Consider the following 20,577-nt stretch of genomic DNA (forward strand, 5'->3'; position numbering starts at 1 on the left):
CTATGCCGCGGACGCGCGGCCGTGCAGGGTCAGTGCGCGGCCCAGTGCGGCCAGGGCAGCCGTGCAGGCGACCGTGCGGACGATGTTGCCCGAGGCCCAGCGGCCGCCGAAGCGGGAGCGGGCCGCGGAGGCGTCGGCTCCGGCCCGGGCGAGCTGGTTGTTGAGGGGGATGTTGACGAGGGCGGTCACGGCCAGGGACAGGCCGTAGAGGGCGAAGGCCGACCAGCCCCAGCGGGCCGCGTCCGGGCGGCTTTGGCGCTGCTGCTGGGCGGCGGCCATTCCGGTGGCCAGGAAGGCGCCCAGGAAGAGCAGGCCGAACAGGCCGTTGTCGATGGCCTCGTTGATGTTGCGCATGGCGCTGACGTAGGTGTGGTCGTCGCCGCGGGCCAGTCCCGGCATCACCGAGATGTCGAAGGCGAAGTAGAGGCCGGCCATCAGGCCGGTGCCCACCGTCGCCGCCACCAGGGTCACCGACTGGGTCGTGGTGCTGGTCACTTAGACAATTCCCTTCAGGGTGCGCTCGTATCGCCTGCGCAGCAGCGTCGCACCGATCAGCCGGACCGGTGGCGGGATCGTGGCCGAGACGTGGGCGACCGCCTGGCGGGGGGCGCCGTCGAACATCCACGGCTGGAGGTGGGTCATGACGCGCAGGGGGGCGCTGGCGACGACCTTGCGTTCCTGGGCCAGGTAGGTGTGCTCGCCGAGCCGGTCGAAGACGGGGAAGACGATGCGTTCCTCGGCGCGCAGGTGCTCGTGCAGGACGTCCTGGAAGGTCTGCGCGGCTCGGGGCAGGTCCTGGCCGTGGTGGTCGATCGCCGTGGAGACGGCCGCCATCGCCGCGTCCAGTTCCTGGTGGTCGTCGTGGAGTTCACGGGCCTGTGCATCGAAGTCGCGGTCGTGGCGGCGCAGTTGGGGCCACAGGATGTCGTCCTCGCTGGTGTGGTGCCATTCGATGACCTCGCGCAGCCGCTGCCACCAGGGGGCGCCCGCGCCGTTCCACGCGGGGGCGGCGGCGCGCAGCCGGGCCGCGTCGCGTCGCATCGCGATGTGGATGAGCGCGAAGCCGTGGAAGTGCGGGGGCAGAAAGCGCAGTCCGTGTTCGCTGGAGAACGGCTGGGACGTGGGCATGGGAGCCTCCTGCCGGTGGGTTGTGCAGGGTGCGTGCGGCGTTGGGCCGGGGATGTTTCCCCGGGTGCCGGGCGGCGGCCGTACCAGAGTCGCCGCCCGGTCGGGGAGTGCCGAAGTGGGGGGTGGTGGTGCGGCGGCGGTGCCTGGTCAGACGTTCCACACTCCGGTGGCGGCCGCCTGGCGGGCGAAGTCGGCGAAGTCCTTGGGCTTGCGGCCCAGGGCCTCCTCGACGCCGTGGACCAGGTGGGCGTTGCGTCCGTCGAGGATCATGGTGAACAGGTCGGCGAACTCTTCGGGGAGGTTGTTCTCGCGCAGTACGGCGCGGTATTCGTCGTTGGTGACGGAGATGTACTTGATCTCGCGTCCGGTGGCCTTGGACAGTTCGGTGGCCACGTCGCTGTAGCTGAGCAGGCGCGGGCCGGACAGTTCGTAGGTCTTGCCGATGTGCTGGTCGTCGGTGAGCGCGGCGACCACGACGTCGGCGATGTCGTCGGCGTCGACGAAGGCCTCCACGGCGTCCCCGGTCGGCAGGGCGATCTCGCCGGCCAGTACGGGCTCCAGGAAGAAGCTCTCGGAGAAGTTCTGGTTGAACCAGCTGGAGCGGACGATGGTCCACTGGGCGCCGGAGTTCTTCAGGTTGGTCTCGCTGGCCTCGGCGGCCTCCTCGCCGCGGCCGGAGAGCAGGACCAGGCGGCGGGCGCCGTGGGCGACGGCCACCTTGGAGAACTCGCCGACCTGCTCGGCGGCTCCGGGGAAGGCGAGGTCGGGGTAGTAGGTGACGTACACCCGGTCGACGCCTTCCAGCGCCGGGATCCAGGTGGCGGGTTCGTTCCAGTCGAAGGCGGGCCGGCCGTTGCGGGAGCCGATGCGGACCTGGCGGCCCTGGGCGGTGAGCCTTTCGGCGACGCGCCGGCCGGTCTTGCCGGTACCGCCGATGACGAGGGTGATCTGCGTGTTCTGAGTCATGAGTACAGTCAAGTCCAGTCTCGCGAGAGGGGCCGTGGCCACAAAGCTCAGTTCCATGTCGTTGCGTCTGCGAGTGGTCGTCTCGCGGCGCGGGGCGCGCAGTGTGGCGTCGGCTTGAGCGCGTGAATCGTAGGCATGCCTTCGGCGGGCGGGCCAGAGCGTCCCGAGCTGTCCTCAAGCGTTGGTGTACGGGTCTGCGAGCGGGTCTTGAGCGGCTGCTGAGCCGCTCCTGAGCGGCCCTGTACGGCGAGACTTGAGCGGTTCTCCGGTCTGCCGCGCCACTATCGGCGCCTGGAGTACCGACCCGCTCGTGGGAGGCCGCATGAACGCCACTCCGGATCATCCGGAGCTCGACCAGTTGTCTGCCGACCTGGCCGGTCTGCTCGGACGGATCGGGCTTGACCCGGCCGGCGGGCGGCCCGTGCGCCGGGACCGCATCGACATCCGTTTCGCGGCCGCGGCCGCCCGCCATCCGGGTCTGGTCGCATCCCAGGACGGGCAGGAGGAGGCGACCTATCTGGAACTGGAGTGGCTGGCGGACGACATCGCGCGGCGCCTGTCGGGGCGGGCGGGGCCGGGTTCGGCCGTCGCGGTGCGCGCGCGGCGCTCCTGTGTGGCCGCCGCGGCCGTGGTGGGTGCGCTGCGGGCCGGGGCGGCGGTGCTGCCGCTGGAGCCCGGGCACCATGCCGGGCTCCAGGAGTTTTTGATGCGCGACGCCGGCGCCCGGATGGTGGTCTCGGACTGCGGGCTGCTGCGCGAGGAGATCCCGGTGGCCAAGGCGGGCCGGTTCGTGATCGCGGTACGGCCGCGGGCGGCGGGGGCGGGCGGGCGCATCGCGCCCGAGACGGCGTTCCTGGCGCTGGGCGGGGGCGGCGTGGGCGGGCGGGCGCCGGGTGTGCGGCCGGTGACCCACATGGACGTGCTGTCGTGGGTGGATGGCTGTGTGCCGGTGCTGGAGGTGGGGCCGGGGGTGGTGTGGACGTACTTCCACTCCCTGAGCTTGGAGTTGGGCATGCGGGAGATGTGGGGGCCGCTGCTGTCGGGTGGGCGCGCGGTGGTCGTGGGCGGGGAAACGGCGGGCGACGCGGGCGAGTTCGCCCTACTGCTGGCCCAGCGGGAGGTGGAGGTGCTCACGCAGCTGCCGTCGGCGTTCGCGCGGCTGACGGTGGCGGCGCGCGGCAGGCGCCTGCCGGCGCTGCGGCATGTGCTGCTGTCGCACGAGCCGGTGGACGCGCGGGTCGTGGCCGGCTGGCGGGCCGCCGAAATCGCTCCGCAGGCCGTCGTACGGGAGGTGGCGGGGGCGTCGGGCCTTGGGTGAGCGGCGCGGGCGGACAGTGGGCGCGAGGGCCCCGGGCGGTTGGCCGGCCGGGGCCCTTCGCACGTCTGTGTGTGCGCCGGTGGTGGGGGCGGGTTTCAGGAGTTGCCCAGGCCGCCGCACACGTTGAGGGCCTGGGCGGTGATGGAGGCGGCCAGGTCGGTGGTGAGGTAGCCGACCAGGCCGGCCACTTCCTGGGGGGTGGAGTAGCGGCCCAGGGGGATCTTGGCTTCGAACTGCTCCTGGACGTACTCCTCGGTGGTGTCCCACACCTGCGCGTATCCGCTGCGCACCCGGGCCGCCATGGGTGTCTCCACGTAGCCGGGGCAGACCGCGTTGACGGTGGTACCGGTGGGGGCGAGTTCCTTGCCGAGGGCTTTGGTGAAGCCGACGACGGCGTGTTTGGACGCCGAGTAGGGGGCGCCGAGCAGCACGCCCTGTTTGCCTGCGGTGGAGGCGATGTTGATGATGCGGCCCCAGGGTTCGGCGCTGAGGCCGCCGTGGGTGAGGACCTCGCGGGTCAGCAGGAACACGCTGTTGAGGTTGGTGTCGATGACGTCGTGCCACAGTTCGTCGGTGAGGGAGGCGGTGGCGCCGCCGCCGCTGCGGCCGGCGTTGTTGACCAGGATGCTGACGGGTGCGCCGTAGGCTGCCACGGCCGCGGCGACCAGGGCCCGCACCGCTGCGCGGTCGCGTACGTCGGCGGCGGCGCCCTGCACGCTGAGTCCTTCGTCCTGCAGGTCGGTGACGGTCTGTTTGACCGCGGCCTCGGTGCGGGCGCAGAGGAACACCCGGTGCCCGCGGGCTCCCAGGTCCCGGGCGACGGCCAGGCCGATGCCGCTGGTGGCGCCGGTGACCAGGGCCACCGGCCGTGGGGGAGCCTTGTCTATCGCCTTCACCGTCATCCTCATCCCTCCGTCTGGCGCTTGGACGCTTCCAGCGTGGCGGGGGCCACTCGGGGCGCGGCGGAAGGGGGATGGAGGCGTACGCGCCGGCCCGCCTGCCGGGCGCGTACGCCTCCCCCACACCCCGGCCGGCGCACGGGCGCACGGCAGGGGCCGGGCGGCGTACGGGCCCGCCCGGGGGCGGGGCGGCGTACGGGCGGCCGGGTTGGGTGGGGTGGGGTTCAGTGCCGGCGCCAGGTCCCGGGGTGGCTGAACGTACGGGCCGTGCGGGCCGTGCGGGCCCAGTGGTGGGCCGCCGTGCGCTCCGGCTCCGGATCGGGGGCGGGGGGCCGGGCCCTGCTGAGCAGGGCGGTCAGGACCGCCAGGACGGCGGCCGTCTGCACCGCGTCAGGCTGCCCGCCGGTGATCTTCCACGTCCCGGGCGCGGCTGGCTCCGGGCCGGCGGGCGCCGCCTCGGGCGCGGTCACAGCGGCGGGTTGCCGTGCTTGCGCGACGGCAGGTCGGCGTACTTGGGGCGGAGCATGGCCAGGGCGGCGATGAGCGCCGAGCGGGTCTCGGCGGGGTCGATGACGTCGTCGACCAGGCCGCGTTCGGCGGCGTAGTAGGGGTGCATGAGCTCGGTCGTGTACTCCTTGATCTTCTGTGCGCGCATCGCGCCGGGGTCCGGGGCGGCGGCGATCTCGCGGCGGAAGACGATGTTGGCCGCGCCCTCGGCGCCCATGACGGCGATCTCGTTGGTGGGCCAGGCCAGCGCGAGGTCGGCGCCGATGGAGCGGGAGTCCATGACGATGTACGCGCCGCCGTAGGCCTTGCGCAGGACGAGGGAGATGCGCGGGACGGTGGCGTTGCAGTAGGCGTAGAGCAGTTGGGCTCCGTGCCGGATGATGCCGCCGTGTTCCTGGTCCACGCCGGGCAGGAAGCCGGGTACGTCGACCAGGGTGAGCAGCGGGATGTTGAAGGCGTCGCAGAACTGCACGAAGCGGGCGGCCTTCTGGCTGGCGTGGATGTCGAGCACCCCGGCGAGGGCGGCGGGCTGGTTGGCGACGAAGCCGGTGACGTGCCCGTCCATCCGGGCCAGTGCGCACACCATGTTGGTGGCCCAGGCGGGCTGGATCTCGAAGTAGTCGCCGTCGTCGGCGATTTCCTCGATGACCGAGCGGATGTCGTAGGCCTGCTGCGGGTTGAGGGGGACGATGCGTGACAGCGCCCGGGTTGGCCGGCCGGCGGGGTCGCGGCCCGCCTCGCGCGGGGCGGTCTCGCGGTTGTTGGCGGGCAGCAGCGACAGCAGGTGCCGTACGTCGCGCAGGCAGCTTTCCTCGGTGTCGTAGGCGAAGGCGGCCACTCCGGAGACCGCGGCGTGCACGTCGGCGCCGCCGAGCCCGTTGTGGGTGATCTCCTCGCCGGTGACGGCGCGGACCACCTCGGGGCCGGTGATGAACATCTGGGAGGTGCCGCGGACCATGAAGACGAAATCGGTGAGGGCCGGGGAGTAGGCGGCGCCGCCCGCGCAGGGCCCGAGCATCACCGAGATCTGCGGGATGACACCGGAGCTGCGGACGTTGCGCTGGAAGATGCCTCCGTAGCCGGCCAGGGCCGAGACGCCCTCCTGGATGCGGGCGCCGGCCCCGTCGTTGAGGGAGACCAGCGGGGCGCCGGTCGTCTCGGCCAGGTCCATCACCTTGTGGATCTTCTGCGCGTGCGCCTCGCCGAGCGCGCCGCCGAAGATGCGGAAGTCGTGCGCGTACACGAAGACGGTGCGGCCCTGGACGGTGCCCCATCCGGTGATCACACCGTCGGTGTAGGGCCGTTGGTCATCCAGTCCCAGGCCGCTGGCGCGGTGCCGGCGCAGGGCCTCGATCTCGTGGAACGAGTCCGCGTCGAGCAGCAGGGCGATCCGCTCGCGGGCGGTGAGTTTGCCTTTGGCGTGCTGGCGCTTCGTGGCGGCCTCGCCGGGCCCGGCGAGGGCGCGGGCTTTGATGCCGGCGAGTTCGGCCACGCGGTCGCGGTCCGGCAGGGGTGGCGCGTCTGTCGTGGTCATGGGGCTCCTCCAGGTCTGATGGCCGGATCGCGCCCACCGTGGGGGGCGGGGCTCAAGACGCCGTGGAAGTCCACTGGAACCGTGCGGGACACGGGTCAGTGGGCGCCTGGGCGGCCGGCCGGGTGGACGATCGGGTCCCGCGTCAGGGCGGGGCGGGGCGCCGTGCAGGGCGCCGCCGGGCCGGGGCGGGGGCCGGGCGGGGGCGGGGCGGGGGCGGGGCGGGGGCCGGGCTCAGGTGGTGCGGTGCAGGGTGAGGTGGCGGCGCCTGAGCGGTGCGGGGTGGGGGGAGGGCCGGTGGCCGTGGCCGGCCGCGGCCTCGGCGAGTGCCCCTGCGGCCGGGGCCGGGGCCGGTGCCGGGTTGTGGCGTTCCTCCAGCAGGACTTCCCCCAGCGCCTGCCCGAAGCGGTGGATGTCGTATGCGGTGTTGTCGTAGTGGACCGAGGCGCGTACGGCGGTGGCGCCGTCTTGTCCGGCCGGGTGGAGCGGGTTCTCCTGCGCGACGGTCTTGGCGAGGACGACCCCGCGCCGGGCCAGGCCGCGCCGGATGAGCGCGGCGGGGATCTCGCCGTGCCGGAAGGCCAGGATGCCGGCCTGCCGGCGCCCGGCCGCCAGCGGTGCGATGCCGGGTGTGCGCTCGATGGTGGCGCGCAGCAGGGGCAGGAGGTTCTCGTGGGGCGTGCTGGTGGCGGCGGTGTGGTGGGCCAGGGCCGTGTTCAGCGCGGCGGCGGCGGCCGGGGCGGGCGGCTGGGTGAGGCCGTCCCACACCCCGGGTCTGACGTAGGCGAAGGCGGCGGCGTGCGGGCCGCGCAGGAACCTCCAGCCGTCCGCCGTCAGCAGGTCGGCGCCGATGCGCGCGGCGTCGACGGGGAGCTGGCCGACGGAGTGTGAGGCGTCGACGGCGTACCGGGCCCGGTGGGGGGCCAGGAGCCGGCCGGCTTCTTCGACCGGGTTGACGGTTCCGCAGGCCGAGGAGACGTGGACGAGGCAGACCAGGGCGAGGTCCTCGTCGATGTTGGCGCGCATCCAGTCCAGGTCGAGGTCGCCGTCCGCGCGCAGCGGAACGACCTCCAGCCTGCACCGGGTGCGGTCGCGCAGGTCGAAGAGGGTGGTCAGGTTGGCCACGCCTTCGTGGGGCGTGGTCCAGATCCGGTCGCGGGGGCCCAGCGGGAGGCGGCGGACGTAGTCCTCGAAGGCCTCGGCCGCGCCGGCGGCCAGGGCCGTGTCGCGGGCGGGGACGCCCAGCAGGGAGCCGAGGCGTTGATGGATCTCGGTGTGCAGGACGCCGCCGAGGTGCGCTTGGAGGGCACGGTGCCCCGAGCGGTCGTCGCGGGCCGTGCAGTCGGCGAGCACGGCGCGTACGGCGCCGGGCATCCGGCCCGTTCCCGCGGTGTCCAGGTGGGCCGTCCGTTCCCCGTGGTACGTAGGCGCGTTCACTTCAGGGGCCTCCCCCCGCTGTTGGGGCCGCCGCAATGTCCACGACCCGGAATACCAAATGTTGCCAACCTGCTTGGCAATACCTTGCCCATCCTTTGGGAGCTTTGGCAACGCCCGCTCCGGCAAGGCTCTAGTCCGGGGCGTGTTGGCAATTCTTGGCAAGGTTCTGTCCGGCTCCGGCCGCCTTGTGTTCCGTGCAGGTCAGAGCTTTCCGGGAGGGTTTGAAAGGCGGCCGGGGGGGTGGTCATCGGGGGTGTTCCGGTCCCTGCTCCAGCCGGTCTCCAGCGATTGACGAGCAAATTCCGAGCGGGTGTTGCCAATCTTTTCGGCAGAGGAGTTGCCAAGCAGGATCAGCCCGTTGCCCCGGAGGAGTCACCATGAAGAACATCGCCCGCCTCGTCGCCACCGCCGCTCTGCTGGGTGCGGCCGTTCTCACCGTGGGCGGCGCCGCCCACGCGGACGGCGGCGACATCGACTGGCCGGCCGCCCCGGCCCCGGCCGCCGCCCCGGCCCCGGGCCAGAGCGCCGAACAGATCGACTGGCCGTGACCGCGAACCATCCGGAAACAGCCCCGGTGAAACCGCGCGGCCGCGGCCGCGGCGGCCGGCCCACGGATCCGGGCGCAGTGCGCTGCCGCGTTCCCGTGACGGCATACCCGTGGCGGCATGTGCGGGCGGTGCGGGCGGGTGGAGGTGCCGGCGCCGCAGACGGAAAGCGGCTTGAGAGCCGCTACAGGAAGGAGAGGGAAAACGCCTGCCCCGGCTAGCGTGCCCGCAACGGGGGCAGTTCCTTGGCCGATGGAGGAAAAAGAGCCGAGGAACTCGACGAGTTGCGGAGGAGACGTTGAGGATTCAGGTTCTGGGTCCGTTGAGTGCCGAGGTCAACGGGGGATCGATTGTTCCGACCGCGGGTAAGCCGAGACAGGTCCTGTCGCTTCTGGCGCTCTATCCCGGGCGCGTGCTGCCCGTACCCACCCTCATGGAAGAGATCTGGGGAACCCAGCCGCCGCAGAGCGCGCTGACCACCCTGCAGACGTACATCCTCCAGCTGCGCAGACGGCTGGGGACCGCGATGGGGCCGGGCGCGCCCGGCGGGGCCAAGGAGGTCCTGGCCACCCGGCACGGCGGCTACCTGCTCCAGATCCCCCCGGACCGTGTCGACGTACACGACTACGAGCGCCTGGTCCGCGAGGGCCAGGCCGCCTTCGAGTCGGGCGACAGCCGGCTGTGCGCCGCCCGCCTGCGGGCCGCGCTGGACCTGTGGCGGGGCCCGGCACTGGTCGACGTACGGGTCGGGCCGATCCTCGACATCGAGGTGATGCGCCTGCAGGAGAGCCGCCTGGGCACCGTGGAGCGGCGGATCGACGCCGACCTGAGGCTGGGCCGGCACACCGAACTGATCGCCGAACTCACCGAGCTGACCGCGCGTCACCCCCAGCACGAGGGACTGCACGCGCAGGTCATGGTGGCGCTGTACCGCTCGGGGCGCCAGGCCACGGCCCTGGACGTGTACCGCAGACTGCGGGCCCGGCTGATCGAGGACCTGGGCGTGGAGCCCTCCCCGCAACTGCAGCGCCTGCACCAGGCGATGCTGGCCGTCGACCCGCAGCTGGACGTGCTCGCCGGACCGCGCCACACCTCGACGTTCGACCTCTTCGCGGCCTGAGAACTGCTTCCCGCCGCCGCATCCGGGTCCTCCTCGCGTGCCGGCGGCAGACCGGCCGTGAGTGCGGCGGACGGGGCGGGGCGGGGCGCCGTTCTGCACGGGCGCGGGCTGACGGCCCCGGCCGGGCGGTCGGTCCGGTCGGGCGGGGCGGGCGGGTCGGGTTGGGCGGGGCGGGTTGGGTGGGCCGGGGCGGTGTGCGGGGGCCTTCCCGCACACCGCCGGTGGAGCGGCCGGCTCAGGACCACGGGGCGCGGCCGGGCGCGGTCAGGGGCGTCGTGCCCCCACCGCCGCAACACCCCGGGCGAGTGCGTCCGCGCTGCTGTGGGCGCCGGCCAGGGGTGTCATGACCACGTATAGGGGGTCGTTTGCGTTCGCGAGAGCCCGCGCGAGGCCGTAGGCCGCCCTGGCGCCGGGCCCCCACCCGCACAGCACCAGCCGCCGGCCCGGGCCCCGTACGCCGGCCAGTACGCCGGCCGGCGCCACCGGGCCCGGCGGGCCGTCCAGATCCAGCGCCATGATCGTCTCGGGGCCCTGGTGGAGGCGGGTGAACCGCTCGTGGACGCCGCCCACCGCGCCCGGGACCGTGAGCAGGCAGATCACATCCGCCCCGGGCGCCCCCCTGCGCAGGGTGCGCACCGTGGCGCCGCGCGGGGGTGCGGGCGGGCGGGGGGCCATGGAGGGGACTTCGGCATCCGCCAGCACGTCCAGGGCCTGGCCGACGGTGGGGCTGGGGCCGGGCAGCCGGGCCAGGGCACCCAGCAGGCTGACGCACTGTCCCAGGACCGCACGCGCGTCGGCGTCGGCCAGGTGCGCCCGGTCGTAGACGGCGTCCAGGACCAGCGTGCCGTCGCTGTCGTGGCGGGCGGCGAGGGTCAGGGGCAGGTGGGCCGCGGCGGCGCCGGCGGTGCGCGGCTCGTCCACCTCGATGCCCTGCGCGCGCAGTTCGGCGTGCAGGTGCGGCGGCAGCGGGGCCGGGCCGGCGAAGGAGACAGCGGTGGCGGTGAGCGGCTCGCCCGCGCCGCGGCCGGTCCACTCGCGGATCCGGTCCGCGCAGACCCAGGGGTAGGCCGCCATGTCCAGCAGGGCGTCGCGCAGGTGCCGCAGCAGGCCGGCCAGCGGCGCCCGCGGATCCACCCGCACCGTCATCGGCAGCGGGCCGGCGAGCAGCCCGGGGATGCCCGCGGCGCCGGGCAGCGGCAGGTCGCGGGCGCAGAGCTGGACACCGAAACTCACCGGCAGCGGGCCCGGGGTGCCCCCCGCCCGGTACAGCAGCAGCGCCCACGCCAGGTGCAGGGCGCTGCTCTCGCCGGCGCCCCGGGCCGCGGCCCAGGACCGCAGCCGGGAGCTGTGCGGCTCGCCGAGGTGGCGGCGCAGGCGCCCGGTGCCGCTCTGGCGGGTGTCGCCGCCCGGGCGGCCCACCGCGGTCGCGGCGTGGGGCGCCGGCGCGGCGCGCGTCCACACTTCCCGGGCGCCCTGGCTGCTCTGCCGGGCCAGCCAGTGGGCGTGGTCGCGCAGGTCGGGGCGGCGTTCACCGCCCGGCAGGACGCCCTCGGCCAGGTAGGCGCGGTAGAACTCGCGCAGCAGGAGCCGCACGCCGCGCTCGTCGAGCAGGGCGCGGTGACAGGTCAGCAGCACCCGTGCCCCCTCCCCCGCTTCTGCCTCCAGCACCCCGACGCGCAGCAGCGGCGGGCGGTGGAGGGCGAAGCCGCGGCGCCGGTCCTCTTCCAGGAGGTCGCTCCAGCTGATGTCGCGGCGGGTGTGGTGGACGATGTCGAGGGCGGCGCGCGGGTGCAGCACGAGCCGGGAGACCGCCGTCCAGTCGAAGGCGGCCCGCAGGATCGACTCCCGCTCGCACAGGGACTGCCAGGCCCTGTGGAAGCGGTCCCGGTCCAGGGGCCCCGACCAGTTCCAGTGGATCTGCTCCAGGTGCCGCCCGGGCGCGCCGGGGCCGGTCAGGGCCTGCCGGAGCAGTTCGCCGCGATACCCGCACAGGGCCAGCGGCTCACCGGTACCCCGATACGGGCCCAGCAGATCGGCCAGCAACTCGGCGCTCAACGGGGCGGGGCCCAGCGGCGCAGAGCTCAACGGGTCAGAGCTCAGTGGGGCAGAGCTCAGCGGAGCGGGGCCCAGCGGGGCAGAGCTCAACGGGGCAGAGCTCAGCGGAGCGGGGCCCAGCGGCGTAGGGCTGTCCGGGAGCAGGCGCAGGGTGTGCCGGCCCGGCCCGTGGCACTGCAGGGTGACCTGGAAGCCTCGGTGGCGCTGCGCGATGCGGGCGGCGAACAGCTCGGCGTCCGCGTCGTCTGCCAAACCGCGCAGCTCCAGCACGAGCGGGGAGCCGGGCACCCCGCACTCCACCCCGCACTCCACCTCGCGCTCCACCTCGTGCACCACCGCGAGGACCGGCCGGACCGGCCCGTCCGCGCCGTCGCGGCCGCTCACCCGCTGCCCTGGGCGCCGCCGGCGGGCGGGCGAGCGCGGCGCGCCGCCTCAGCCCTCAGCACGGACACGACACAGCGGGCACGGCACGAACGGCACCACGGCGCCTTCCCTTGCGTTCACCGCGTCCGCCTTCCCTGGTCACGGCCGGAGGTCACCGGCCGCAGAAAGCGTAGTTCGCCCTCCGGGCCCGGCCCCCTTTCCTCAAGCGGGCCTGCAGCACTTCGCGAACCGGTGTCCGCCCCCGCCTCCCGGACGGACGTGCCCGCGGGGCGCCGCTGGTGCGCCTCACCGACCAGGTAACGGTCCTGGACGAGATGGGTGGCGAAACTCCACTCACCGCCCCCGGCCCCGCCCGCGACCCCGCCCGCAGCCCCGCCCGCAGCCCCTGCGTGCGGTGCCTCGTCCAGAACGAGGCGGCCCTGACGGTCGCGGCCCAGCCCGAAAGCGGACAAGGGGCCTCGCAGCCCCGGCCCGAGCGCCTTGGCGTAGGCCTCCTTCACGGTCCACAACGCCAGCAGCCGGGCCCGGCGTTCACCCTCGGGCAGCGCGGCCAGCACCGCGCCTTCCCGCGCGGTGCACACCTGCTCGCGCAGCAGCTCGAAGGAGAGATCACGCCCGGCGCTCTGCACGTCCACGCCGATCGGCCCGGTACGGCTGACACCGACCACGATCAGCTCGCCGGTGTGCGCCACGCTCACCTCCACCTCAACGCCCGGCCCCCGCAGTACGGGCCGCCCGCCCGGGAGCCGGCCCAGCTCCAGGGTGTGCGCGGGCACCTCCAGAGCGGTCGCGGCGGTGTACTTCACCACGAAGCGGGAGACGGCGAACCGCATCCGCCCGGCCGCGGCCGGCTCCTGCCGGTAGCGCGCCCAGTCCTCCCCCAGCACCGGGCGCAGCGCCGGGTCGAGCAGCACGGCGGTCAGCCACTGGCCCCACGTCGTGCAGATGACCGCCCGGCCCGCCTCCTCCAGCCGGTCGCTCACCTCCTCCCAGGGACCCTCCGGGCCCGGGACGTGCAGAGGCGCGCCGAGGCCCTGGGCCGGCGCCTGCCCGCTCACCGCGGTGTCCCGGTGACATACCCGCCGCGACCGGCGCCCCGGGGACCGCACCGGGCCGGCCCGGCCCCGCTCCCCCGCCGCCGGGCCCGGCCCGGCGGGCCGGCCCCCGCCCCGGCCGCTGTCCCCGGCTCCGGCGCGGTGAACGGCCACGGCACGGGCGGTACGGTGCGCTCCTCACCCTCTGAACACGGACCGGGCCGGGTCAGGGCCATCCACAGCCACCTTCTCCCCCACATCGCAGACTCAACCGCCCCACCCCACACGGACCCCATCACCGGACTGGCCACCGGGCCGAGTACGGGACTCCTCGCAGGCTCAACCGCCGGGGCGAGTACGGGACTCCTCGCAGGCTCAACCGCCGGGCCGAGTACGGGACTCCTCGCCGGGCCCGGGCTCATCGCCGGGCTGAGTACGGGACTCCTTGCCGGGCCCGGGCTCATCACCGGGCTGAGTACGGGGCTCGTCGCGGGGCTCGTCGCGGGGCTCATCGCAGGCGTCGCACGGTGCTCTGTGCGTGCCATTGGGCCAGGCGCAGCGTCTCGGTACTGGCCCGCCCCAGCCACGTACGCACGTGCCGGCGGGCCTCGACGAGTCCGGTTCCGCTGCCCAGGACTTCTTCGACGGCTTCGTCGCGCAGCATCACCTGCCGGCTGCACAGGACCCTGACGCCGTCCCGTTCGGGGACCAGGGACCATTCGCCGCTGTGTGCGGCGATCAGCTCGGGTGTGATCAGCTCCTTGTAGACGATCCGCACGGCCGAGGGAAAACACAGCCGCACCGCCCGTGTGGTGAGCGTCCGGCCGCCGGGTGCGGCGCAGGTGTCCACGGCGGCGACCTGGACGCCGGGCAGGTCCTCGCTCACGCTGGCCGCCTCCACGTGCGGGACGCGCTGCGGCCAGTCCTCGATGCGGTAGAGGAAGTCGTAGACCAGCTCGGCGGGGCCCTGGACGTGCACGCTGTCCTCGAAGGACAGCAGCAGTTCGTCCAGGCGGTCCCAGCGCTCGGCGATCTCTTTGACGCCGGCGAGCTGCGCGGCCGCCTGCGCCTGCCATTCCTGGCGGCTGCGCGCGCTCTGGGCGCCGGGCAGGCCCTCAAGGGTGTGCTCCTGGCGCAGTGTCAGCAGGGACGTGTTCTCGCCCCGCGCCCGGACCGTCCAGGTGCCGGTCGTGGGCGCGCCCGGGCGGGCGGTGTCCTCCTGCTCGAACTCCACCGTCCTGGACTGCGGGTGCAGCACCCGGCGCAGGTGGAAGGAACGCACCCGCTCCTGCGCCACGTCCCACAGCCACAGCCGCAGCCGTTCCCGCACCCCGTCGAAGTCGATGCGCTCGACGTGGACGGGCGAGGGCAGCAGGAGGGGCCAGCGCACGGCGTCGGCCAGCAGTCCGTAGACCACACCGGCCGGGGCGGCCACCCACGCCGTCTGCTCGCTCGCGTGCACGCGCTGCGACGACATGAGACCCGCCTCCCCTGCATCGTTGGTGCGCGACACCCTCAAGGCTGCACCAGGGGACTTGAGCCTTCCTCAACCCCCGACGGCCGAAGCCCGCCCGGACAGACCGGAGGGGCCGGACGGGCCGGCGCCGGAGGGGCCGGGGCCTGACGGGCTGGAGGGGCCGGGGACGGACGGGCCGGAGAGGCCGGGGACGGGGGGGTTGGAGGGGTCGGGGACGGACGGGCTGGAGGGGCCGGGGACGGGGGGGTTGGAGGGGTCGGGCCGGGTGAGCGCATCGGCCAGTACCCGCCATATCTCGGCGGCCAGGTCGATGTTGGCGTCCTGCTGGGCCTGCTGGGCCAGAGCGCGCAGGCCCTGGATTCCCGAGGGGTCGCCGTCCAGGATCCGCAGCTGGTGGCGCAGGGTCTCCAGCCGTACCTGGCCGCGGTAGGTCATCCTCGGCTGGTCGCCGGCCAGCGCGCCGAGCAGGGCGCGCGCATCGCCGTAGCGGCCGGTGGCGAAGGCGAGATCGGCCTGGAGGGCGGTCAGGTCCTGCCGCAGGGCGGGTGTGCCCACGAAGGCGAGGGCGGCCTCGGCCTCCTCGGCGCGGCGCTGTGCCTGTTCGGGGTCGGCGGGAAGTTTCTGCAGGTGCAGCCGGGCGGTGGCCAGACGCAGCCGGATCCACAGGACCAGATCGTCCTGGCTGCCGAAGCGGTCGAGTGCCTCGTCCAGGCAGGCCTGGGCGCGGAGGTAGTCGCCCTGGCGCATGTGGACGGCGGCAGCCGTCCACATGGCCTCGGCCCACAGCGCGTCACAGCGGCCCTCGACCAGGGCGGTCAACTCCTCGGCGTGCACGCGGGCGTCGCCGACGCGGCCGGCCTCGGCCTGTACGGAGATCAGCGCCAGCAGGGCGGCGGCCCGGTCCTCCACGCCCAGCTTCTCCTCCAGCGCGATCCGGTGGGCCTCGACGGCCGCGTCCAGGGCCGGGGGGATCTCACCGATGGAGCGCAGGCAGCGGGCGAGCCGGGTCAGACCGCGCACCCGCAGCTCGCTGACGCCCACGTCCTCGCCGAGCTCGACCAGTTCGCACAGCCGGCTGTGTTCCACCGCGTGGTCGCCCTGGACGCGGGCGGCCCGCGCCAGCAGCCACAGCGCCTGCCAGCGCAGTACCGGGCTCTCGTGGCCCTCGGCGGCCAGGGCCTGGCGGAGCGCTTCGATGGCGTCGGGGGAACCGGTGGACGCCGCGAGGGTCAGCGCGTGGGCCAGGGAACCGGTGGCCGGCTCCTGGAAGTCGGCCCTCTCCAGGCCCAGCCGGCCGGCCAGGTACGCCACGGCCCGGTCGGTGGGCTGACGTGCCCCGGACTCCAGGCGGGAGAGGTAGCCGGTGGACATGCCCTCGCCGGCCAGCGCCGTCTGCGACAGGCCGCGCGCCATCCGCAGCTTTCTCAGGCGGTGTCCGAACGCGGGCTGTCGCAGCATGAGCATCCCTGAGGTCGCGGGCAAGAAATCTGTCGGGAACCGCCACCGAGCGTAGGGGCCCGGCAACACGCGGGCAAACCTTTGCCACGTCTTCGCCACCGGTCTCCGGCCCGCCTCATGCGCACCTCATGCGCTCGTCGAGCGTTCCTCGACCCCGTCGAGGCAGACTCTCCAGAACCCGGCCTTCATACCGGCCGGCGCCCGCCCTGCTCTTCTCGTACGTGAGCGCCTTGGAGTCGACGATGAGGCCACCGGTGCGCACATCCCGCGGCTCCCGCACGCCCGCAGCCCACACCGCGCCGGCCACCACCACCGGCCCGGCCCAGGACACGCAGCCGGACGACGACATCGGCTGGCCGAAGAGACGAGCGGACAGACGCCCGCTCCACCCCCGTACCGCACGCACAGCCGCCGCGGCCGGACGGCCCTGAGCCGGCAGCAACGGCCCGGGGCCCGGCGAGCGCGCGGGTGGCCCTGTGCACCCGCGGCAGGGAGTACAGCCACGCCGCACCCCGTACCCGTACGCCGGCCGGCCGCCCCGTACCGGCAGCACACCGGCCCGGGCAAGGTCCCGTACCGCACGCACAGCCGCAGGCAGAGCCGCCGCGGCCGCGGCCGGACGGCCCTGAGCCGGCAGCAGCGGCCCGGGGCCCGGCGAGGGCGCGGGTGGCCCTGTGCACCCGCGCCCGGCCACTGGCCGTGGCGGACCGCGGCAGGAAGTACAGCCACGCCGCACCCGTACCCGTACGCGGGCCGGCTGCCCGTACCGGCAGCACACCGGCCCGGCAAGGTCCCGTACCTTCTGCCCGGGCATCCGCCGGCGGGCCCGCCCGCCGGGGCAGAGCGTGTGGCCCGCCCCCCGGGGCTGGGGAGGATGCTGCGGCTGCCCGCCGCCTTGCGCCACGGGCAAACGGACACGCGGCATCCCCGCATTCCTGCGCCACTGCGCCACTGCGTCAATGCGTCACTGCGTCAGGGGCGTTCACTCGAAGGGCAGAGGTGACGCAGGGGCCCAGGCCGGGCGGTCCTCCCGTCCGGGTCCGACGGGAAACGGCATCGGGGCAGATCAACCGCGGCGGCCGCCCCACGCGTCCCCTGGGGTGGCCAGAATTCTTCCGGTCGTCCGGTCGTCGTCCTGCGGGGGCAGCAGTGCGCAGGGACGCCGTGGCACGTTCTTCGCAAGCCCCCCGGGTGGCGGAGGAACGCGGCGTCGGGTCATCACGCAGGCCCGGGCTCGCTCCGCGCGGGCTCTGCAGCCCACGGATCAGCGCCGGGAGGTGGAGAACTGCGGCTCACACGGCGTGCGGCGGGGCTCAGACGGCGTACAGGTCGAAGGTCGACCCGCGTTTGGGTCCCGCCTGCACGTCCAGTGCCGGATCCACCGTCAGCATCGCCTGGTGCAGGCGCTGCAGCTGCGGGGAGGGCTCCACGCCCAGGTCCTCGATCAGCCGGGCCCGCAGCCTGCGGTACACGTCCAGGGCCGTGGCCTGGCGCCCCGAGCGGTACAGCGCCACCATCGCCTGCGAGTGCAGTCCCTCGTGCTGCGGATGCCGGGCGATCAGTTCGGTCAGCTCGGCCAGGAGTTCGCTGTGCCGGCCCAGCCTCAGGTCGATGTCGATCCGCCGCTCCACGGTGACCAGCCGGCTCTCCTCCAGCCGCATCACCTCGATCTCCAGGACCGGGCCGACCCGTACGTCGACCAGCGCGGGCCCCTGCCACAGGGCGAGCGCCGCCCGCAGCGTGGCCGCCGCGCCCTGGTCGTCGCCGCGCTCGCAGATGCTGTGGCCCGAAGCGACCAGGCTCTCGTACTCGTGCACATCCACCGACTGCGGCGGTATCTGCAGCAGGTACCCGCCGTGCCGCGTGGCAAGGACGTCTTTCGCGCCACCGGGTCCGCCCGGGCCGCCGGGCCCCATGGCGGTACCGAGCCGGCGGCGCAGCTGGAGGATGTACGTCTGCAGGGTCGTGACCGCGCTCTGCGGCAGGTCCGTGCCCCAGATCTCCTCCATGAGCGTCGACACCGGCATCACCCGCCCCGGATGCAGCGCCAGGAGCGTCAGGAGCTGGCGCGGCTTGCGCGCGGTCGGAACGATCGAACCCCCGTTGACCTCGGCACTCAACGGACCCAGCACCTGAATCTTCACGGTCTCCTCCGCAACTCGTCCAGTCCCCTTCGCTGTCCGGCCTTGACTGGGGGCACCGTAGCGGGCCCTTGAGCGTGTCACCGGATTCTCGAGCTGCCTTCGAGCCCGCCTCCAAGGCCGCCGGACACCCACCCCCTGAACCGGCCGCCCGCCACCCCCGGTACGGACACACGCAAGGGCGACACAAAAAGCCAGAAAGACACAGAAAAAGAGAAAGAAAAAGGAGAAGGGGGGTGCGGGGCCGTCAGGGACCTGCCACCCTCCCGCCCCCGGCCCGGCCGGGCCCGGGTTACCCCCTCCCCAACGGGCGCAGGTGCCACGCCCCCCCGCAGCCCGGCGCCCGCCCCCAACGGGCACGGCGGGCGCTGCACGGCAACCGGCCCGGCGGTCAAGAAAACAGCCCACGGACCGGCGCCAGCGGCGCCCGCGGGCCGGTAGTGATCCTCCCGGCTCTCACAACGGGCCGCGCCCGGCGCACCCCCGACAGCCCCCTCCCGCGGCGAACAGCCCCACAAACACCCAGAGAACACAACGGACCACGCCCGCCGCCACGCCCGCGCAGCGCGGACCGGGCACGAAACCACCCCTGGCACAGCCCGCCCACCCCGCTCGCCCCGACAGCAGGGCCCTTCTTCGGCCCGGCACCGACCTCACCGCAAGCGGCTGCTCCCTGGCGCGCGGCGCCCCTTCCCTCCCGCTGCCGCCCGGGCCCATTCCACTCGCCCTGGCGTCCTGACCGGCATCCCCTCCATCCCCTCCCCGCCGAGTCAGGACGCCGCCCCGGCTCCGCGCTCCCACACGCTGGCTTTGTCCGCGACAGCGAGCAGCACTCGTACCTCGGGATGAGCAGCAGAGAACACGCGTTGGGCCTTTCGACATGCTTGCGAGTCCGGGTTCTGGCTCACCTTCCGTGGAGTCGTTACGGAGAGCTGGATCTTCGGGCCATGCGGTGGCGGTTCGGACGGGTCCGAAGCCGAGGTGAGGTGAGTTCCAGGGCCCGGTTGTCGCGTCCGGCGCTCATGGGGTTGAGCCAGCGTTCGTACCCGTGGAGGAAGTCGGTGGCGGAGGAGACGTTGGGGCCCCCATACCCGTCGCTGTTACCCCTGAGGACGCGGCCGGTGAGGGGACCGGTCACCGCGAGGACACATACGTCGGTGCAGCCCATCTCGATGATGCGGAGGAAGAGGCTGGCGTTCGTGTGCCCCGGGGCCCGCGGCGCCCAAGCCCAAGGTCCGGTGCCCGCACGAGACGACCGGGCAGAGGAACCGGCCGACACGTCAACAGACGACGGCCTCTCTGCCCCCACTGGTCACATCAGCCCGGAAACCACCGGCAGGAGCTGTGAATCCGCCGCGACCAGCCCCCGCAGCCAAGGCAGACGGAGCCGGCCACCGTGTTGCGGGCCTCGATGCGTACCACCTCATCGTTCAGCCGGCCGACACCACCGCCACGTCCGAGAACGACGGGAACAGTAACTCCTCCAGCCCGCCCACCACTTCTCCCACGGACCGAACCCTCACCCACACCCCGCTGGGGACAGGCCATCTTTTCCAGGCGTCTACCCGAAGGCGAGCCCGCCCGACGAACGCCACTCAGCATGGTGACCCACAGAAAGTGAGCCAGAACCCGCACGTCAGAACAAAGCCACACACCACCGCCACCGCCAGCGGAGGGCGGCCCGCAACGGGCCACGGCCTGGGCGCTCCTCACAGCGCAGCGCCGCCTACCACCTGCGCCGCCGGCGGCCCGCTCACACCCAACCCGGCAGCCTCCTGGCACCACAGCCCACCGCCCGCACCCACACCCGCGCCCGCACCGGCGCCGGTACGGGCCCCGGTACGGGTCTCCGGCTCCGTGCGGTACTCGCGCGCCCTGCCCTCGGCCACCAGGCTCGGCAGCAGCAGCGCCCACAGCGCCGCCACCTCGCGCTGCAACTGCCCGTATGACATGCCCGTCCCGGACATGACCTCGATCCCGCACGAGGCGGCCGCCACCAGCGCCTGCGCGCTCTGCCACCCCCGGCCCGCCGCCGGCAGTTCCCCCGCGTCCCGCGCCAGCCGCAGCAGCGTACAGACCTGTGAGATCCACGCCCCGTGGAAGTCCACCACCGCCGGCCGCGCCCCCACCGGCCCCCACACCCGGGTCCCATACTCCCTGGTGATCCGGAAACTCGCCGGAACCACCGGGTCCTCGTGCAGCGTCCGCGCCAGCCAGTACGTGGTGTCGATCAGCGCCTGCAACGGAGAGATACCGGCCTCACGCAGTTCCCGTACCGACTCGTGCAGCAGCGCACATCCCCGCTCCTGCACCGCCAGCGCAAGCTCGTCCTTGGACGCGAAGTGAAAATACAGCGCCCCCTTCGTCACCCCCGCCGCGCCCGCGATCTCACCCAGCGTCGCGTTGGCGTAACCGTTGCGATGGAACATCTGAGCCCCGGCATACACCAGCCGCCGACGGGTCCGCTCCGACCTCTCCTGCACCGAGCCGTCTCCTCTCACCACCCCCGACCAAACCCCGAACCCCCAAGCCCCCAAGCGCAACGCCCCAAACCCCCAAGCCCACGCCCACGCCCCG

The 20,577-nt window shown here is 73.9% G+C and carries 16 protein-coding genes; 3 read left to right on the forward strand and 13 right to left on the reverse strand.

The window, feature by feature from the left end; translation table 11 throughout:
- The 3 genes from ABZX75_RS29670 to ABZX75_RS29680 form a co-directional block, all read right to left on the reverse strand.
- A complete protein-coding gene (locus tag ABZX75_RS29670) occupies positions 1-495 on the reverse strand; it encodes an anthrone oxygenase family protein (RefSeq protein ID WP_355415891.1) in 495 nt (164 codons plus the stop codon).
- On the reverse strand, positions 496-1,128 hold the full coding sequence (locus ABZX75_RS29675; RefSeq protein WP_355415893.1) for a hemerythrin domain-containing protein: 633 nt from the start codon (positions 1,126-1,128) through the stop codon (positions 496-498). It abuts the gene before it with no gap.
- Positions 1,129-1,275: 147 nt separating this feature from the next.
- Positions 1,276-2,094, reverse strand: coding sequence for an NAD(P)H-binding protein (locus ABZX75_RS29680; RefSeq protein ID WP_355415895.1), 819 nt, complete (start codon positions 2,092-2,094; stop codon positions 1,276-1,278).
- A gap of 322 nt (positions 2,095-2,416) precedes the next feature.
- Between ABZX75_RS29680 and ABZX75_RS29685 the strand changes: the two genes are divergently transcribed.
- Positions 2,417-3,412, forward strand: coding sequence for an AMP-binding protein (locus ABZX75_RS29685; protein WP_355415896.1), 996 nt, complete (start codon positions 2,417-2,419; stop codon positions 3,410-3,412).
- Positions 3,413-3,507: 95 nt separating this feature from the next.
- Here the strand turns inward: ABZX75_RS29685 and ABZX75_RS29690 are convergent, their stop codons facing one another.
- From ABZX75_RS29690 to ABZX75_RS29705, 4 genes are all read right to left on the reverse strand, one after another.
- Positions 3,508-4,314: an SDR family NAD(P)-dependent oxidoreductase gene (locus ABZX75_RS29690; RefSeq protein ID WP_355415898.1), complete on the reverse strand. Its 807-nt coding sequence runs from the start codon at positions 4,312-4,314 to the stop codon at positions 3,508-3,510.
- 221 nt (positions 4,315-4,535) lie between these two features.
- Positions 4,536-4,781: an acyl-CoA carboxylase subunit epsilon gene (locus ABZX75_RS29695; protein ID WP_355415900.1), complete on the reverse strand. Its 246-nt coding sequence runs from the start codon at positions 4,779-4,781 to the stop codon at positions 4,536-4,538.
- The gene (locus ABZX75_RS29700; RefSeq protein WP_355415902.1) at positions 4,778-6,352 is read right to left on the reverse strand and encodes an acyl-CoA carboxylase subunit beta; all 1,575 of its coding nucleotides are present in this window, start codon (positions 6,350-6,352) and stop codon (positions 4,778-4,780) included. The genes ABZX75_RS29695 and ABZX75_RS29700 overlap by 4 nt, the downstream gene beginning before the upstream one ends.
- A 231-nt stretch (positions 6,353-6,583) precedes the next feature.
- Entirely contained in the window at positions 6,584-7,786 is a 1,203-nt protein-coding gene (locus tag ABZX75_RS29705) for an aminotransferase class V-fold PLP-dependent enzyme (protein ID WP_355415903.1), read from the reverse strand.
- A 377-nt stretch (positions 7,787-8,163) separates the two neighbouring features.
- Here ABZX75_RS29705 and ABZX75_RS29710 point away from each other — a divergent pair, with 377 nt between their 5' ends.
- Complete coding sequence (locus tag ABZX75_RS29710; RefSeq protein ID WP_355415904.1) at positions 8,164-8,334, forward strand: hypothetical protein; 171 nt, start codon at positions 8,164-8,166, stop codon at positions 8,332-8,334.
- Positions 8,335-8,629: 295 nt separating this feature from the next.
- The gene (locus ABZX75_RS29715) at positions 8,630-9,451 is read left to right on the forward strand and encodes an AfsR/SARP family transcriptional regulator (RefSeq protein WP_355415905.1); all 822 of its coding nucleotides are present in this window, start codon (positions 8,630-8,632) and stop codon (positions 9,449-9,451) included.
- A gap of 264 nt (positions 9,452-9,715) precedes the next feature.
- Here ABZX75_RS29715 and ABZX75_RS29720 read toward each other — a convergent pair whose 3' ends face one another.
- The 6 genes from ABZX75_RS29720 to ABZX75_RS29745 all read right to left on the reverse strand — a co-directional run bounded on the left by ABZX75_RS29720 (position 9,716) and on the right by ABZX75_RS29745 (position 20,483).
- On the reverse strand, positions 9,716-11,890 hold the full coding sequence (locus ABZX75_RS29720) for a condensation domain-containing protein (protein WP_355415907.1): 2,175 nt from the start codon (positions 11,888-11,890) through the stop codon (positions 9,716-9,718).
- 116 nt (positions 11,891-12,006) lie between these two features.
- Positions 12,007-12,948, reverse strand: coding sequence for a 4'-phosphopantetheinyl transferase superfamily protein (locus tag ABZX75_RS29725; RefSeq protein ID WP_355415909.1), 942 nt, complete (start codon positions 12,946-12,948; stop codon positions 12,007-12,009).
- A 484-nt stretch (positions 12,949-13,432) separates the two neighbouring features.
- On the reverse strand, positions 13,433-14,401 hold the full coding sequence (locus tag ABZX75_RS29730; protein WP_355415911.1) for an SRPBCC family protein: 969 nt from the start codon (positions 14,399-14,401) through the stop codon (positions 13,433-13,435).
- Between the two features lie 69 nt (positions 14,402-14,470).
- A complete protein-coding gene (locus ABZX75_RS29735; RefSeq protein ID WP_355415913.1) occupies positions 14,471-15,859 on the reverse strand; it encodes a helix-turn-helix transcriptional regulator in 1,389 nt (462 codons plus the stop codon).
- 1,313 nt (positions 15,860-17,172) lie between these two features.
- The gene (locus ABZX75_RS29740) at positions 17,173-18,003 is read right to left on the reverse strand and encodes an AfsR/SARP family transcriptional regulator (RefSeq protein WP_355415915.1); all 831 of its coding nucleotides are present in this window, start codon (positions 18,001-18,003) and stop codon (positions 17,173-17,175) included.
- Positions 18,004-19,709: 1,706 nt separating this feature from the next.
- Positions 19,710-20,483, reverse strand: coding sequence for a ScbR family autoregulator-binding transcription factor (locus ABZX75_RS29745; RefSeq protein ID WP_355415917.1), 774 nt, complete (start codon positions 20,481-20,483; stop codon positions 19,710-19,712).
- Positions 20,484-20,577: the final 94 nt, after the last annotated feature.

Source organism: Streptomyces sp. NPDC003038 (assembly GCF_040611115.1).
Classification (GTDB): domain Bacteria; phylum Actinomycetota; class Actinomycetes; order Streptomycetales; family Streptomycetaceae; genus Streptomyces.

Bases quoted from the DNA above. Each gene is read 5' to 3' on its own strand.
- ABZX75_RS29675 (WP_355415893.1), bottom strand. From the start codon at position 1,128: ATGCCCACGTCCCAGCCGTTCTCCAGCGAACACGGACTGCGCTTTCTG.
- ABZX75_RS29680 (WP_355415895.1), bottom strand. From the start codon at position 2,094: ATGACTCAGAACACGCAGATCACCCTCGTCATCGGCGGTACCGGCAAG.
- ABZX75_RS29685 (WP_355415896.1), top strand. From the start codon at position 2,417: ATGAACGCCACTCCGGATCATCCGGAGCTCGACCAGTTGTCTGCCGAC.
- ABZX75_RS29690 (WP_355415898.1), bottom strand. From the start codon at position 4,314: ATGACGGTGAAGGCGATAGACAAGGCTCCCCCACGGCCGGTGGCCCTG.
- ABZX75_RS29700 (WP_355415902.1), bottom strand. From the start codon at position 6,352: ATGACCACGACAGACGCGCCACCCCTGCCGGACCGCGACCGCGTGGCC.
- ABZX75_RS29710 (WP_355415904.1), top strand. From the start codon at position 8,164: ATGAAGAACATCGCCCGCCTCGTCGCCACCGCCGCTCTGCTGGGTGCG.
- ABZX75_RS29730 (WP_355415911.1), bottom strand. From the start codon at position 14,401: ATGTCGTCGCAGCGCGTGCACGCGAGCGAGCAGACGGCGTGGGTGGCC.
- ABZX75_RS29735 (WP_355415913.1), bottom strand. From the start codon at position 15,859: ATGCTGCGACAGCCCGCGTTCGGACACCGCCTGAGAAAGCTGCGGATG.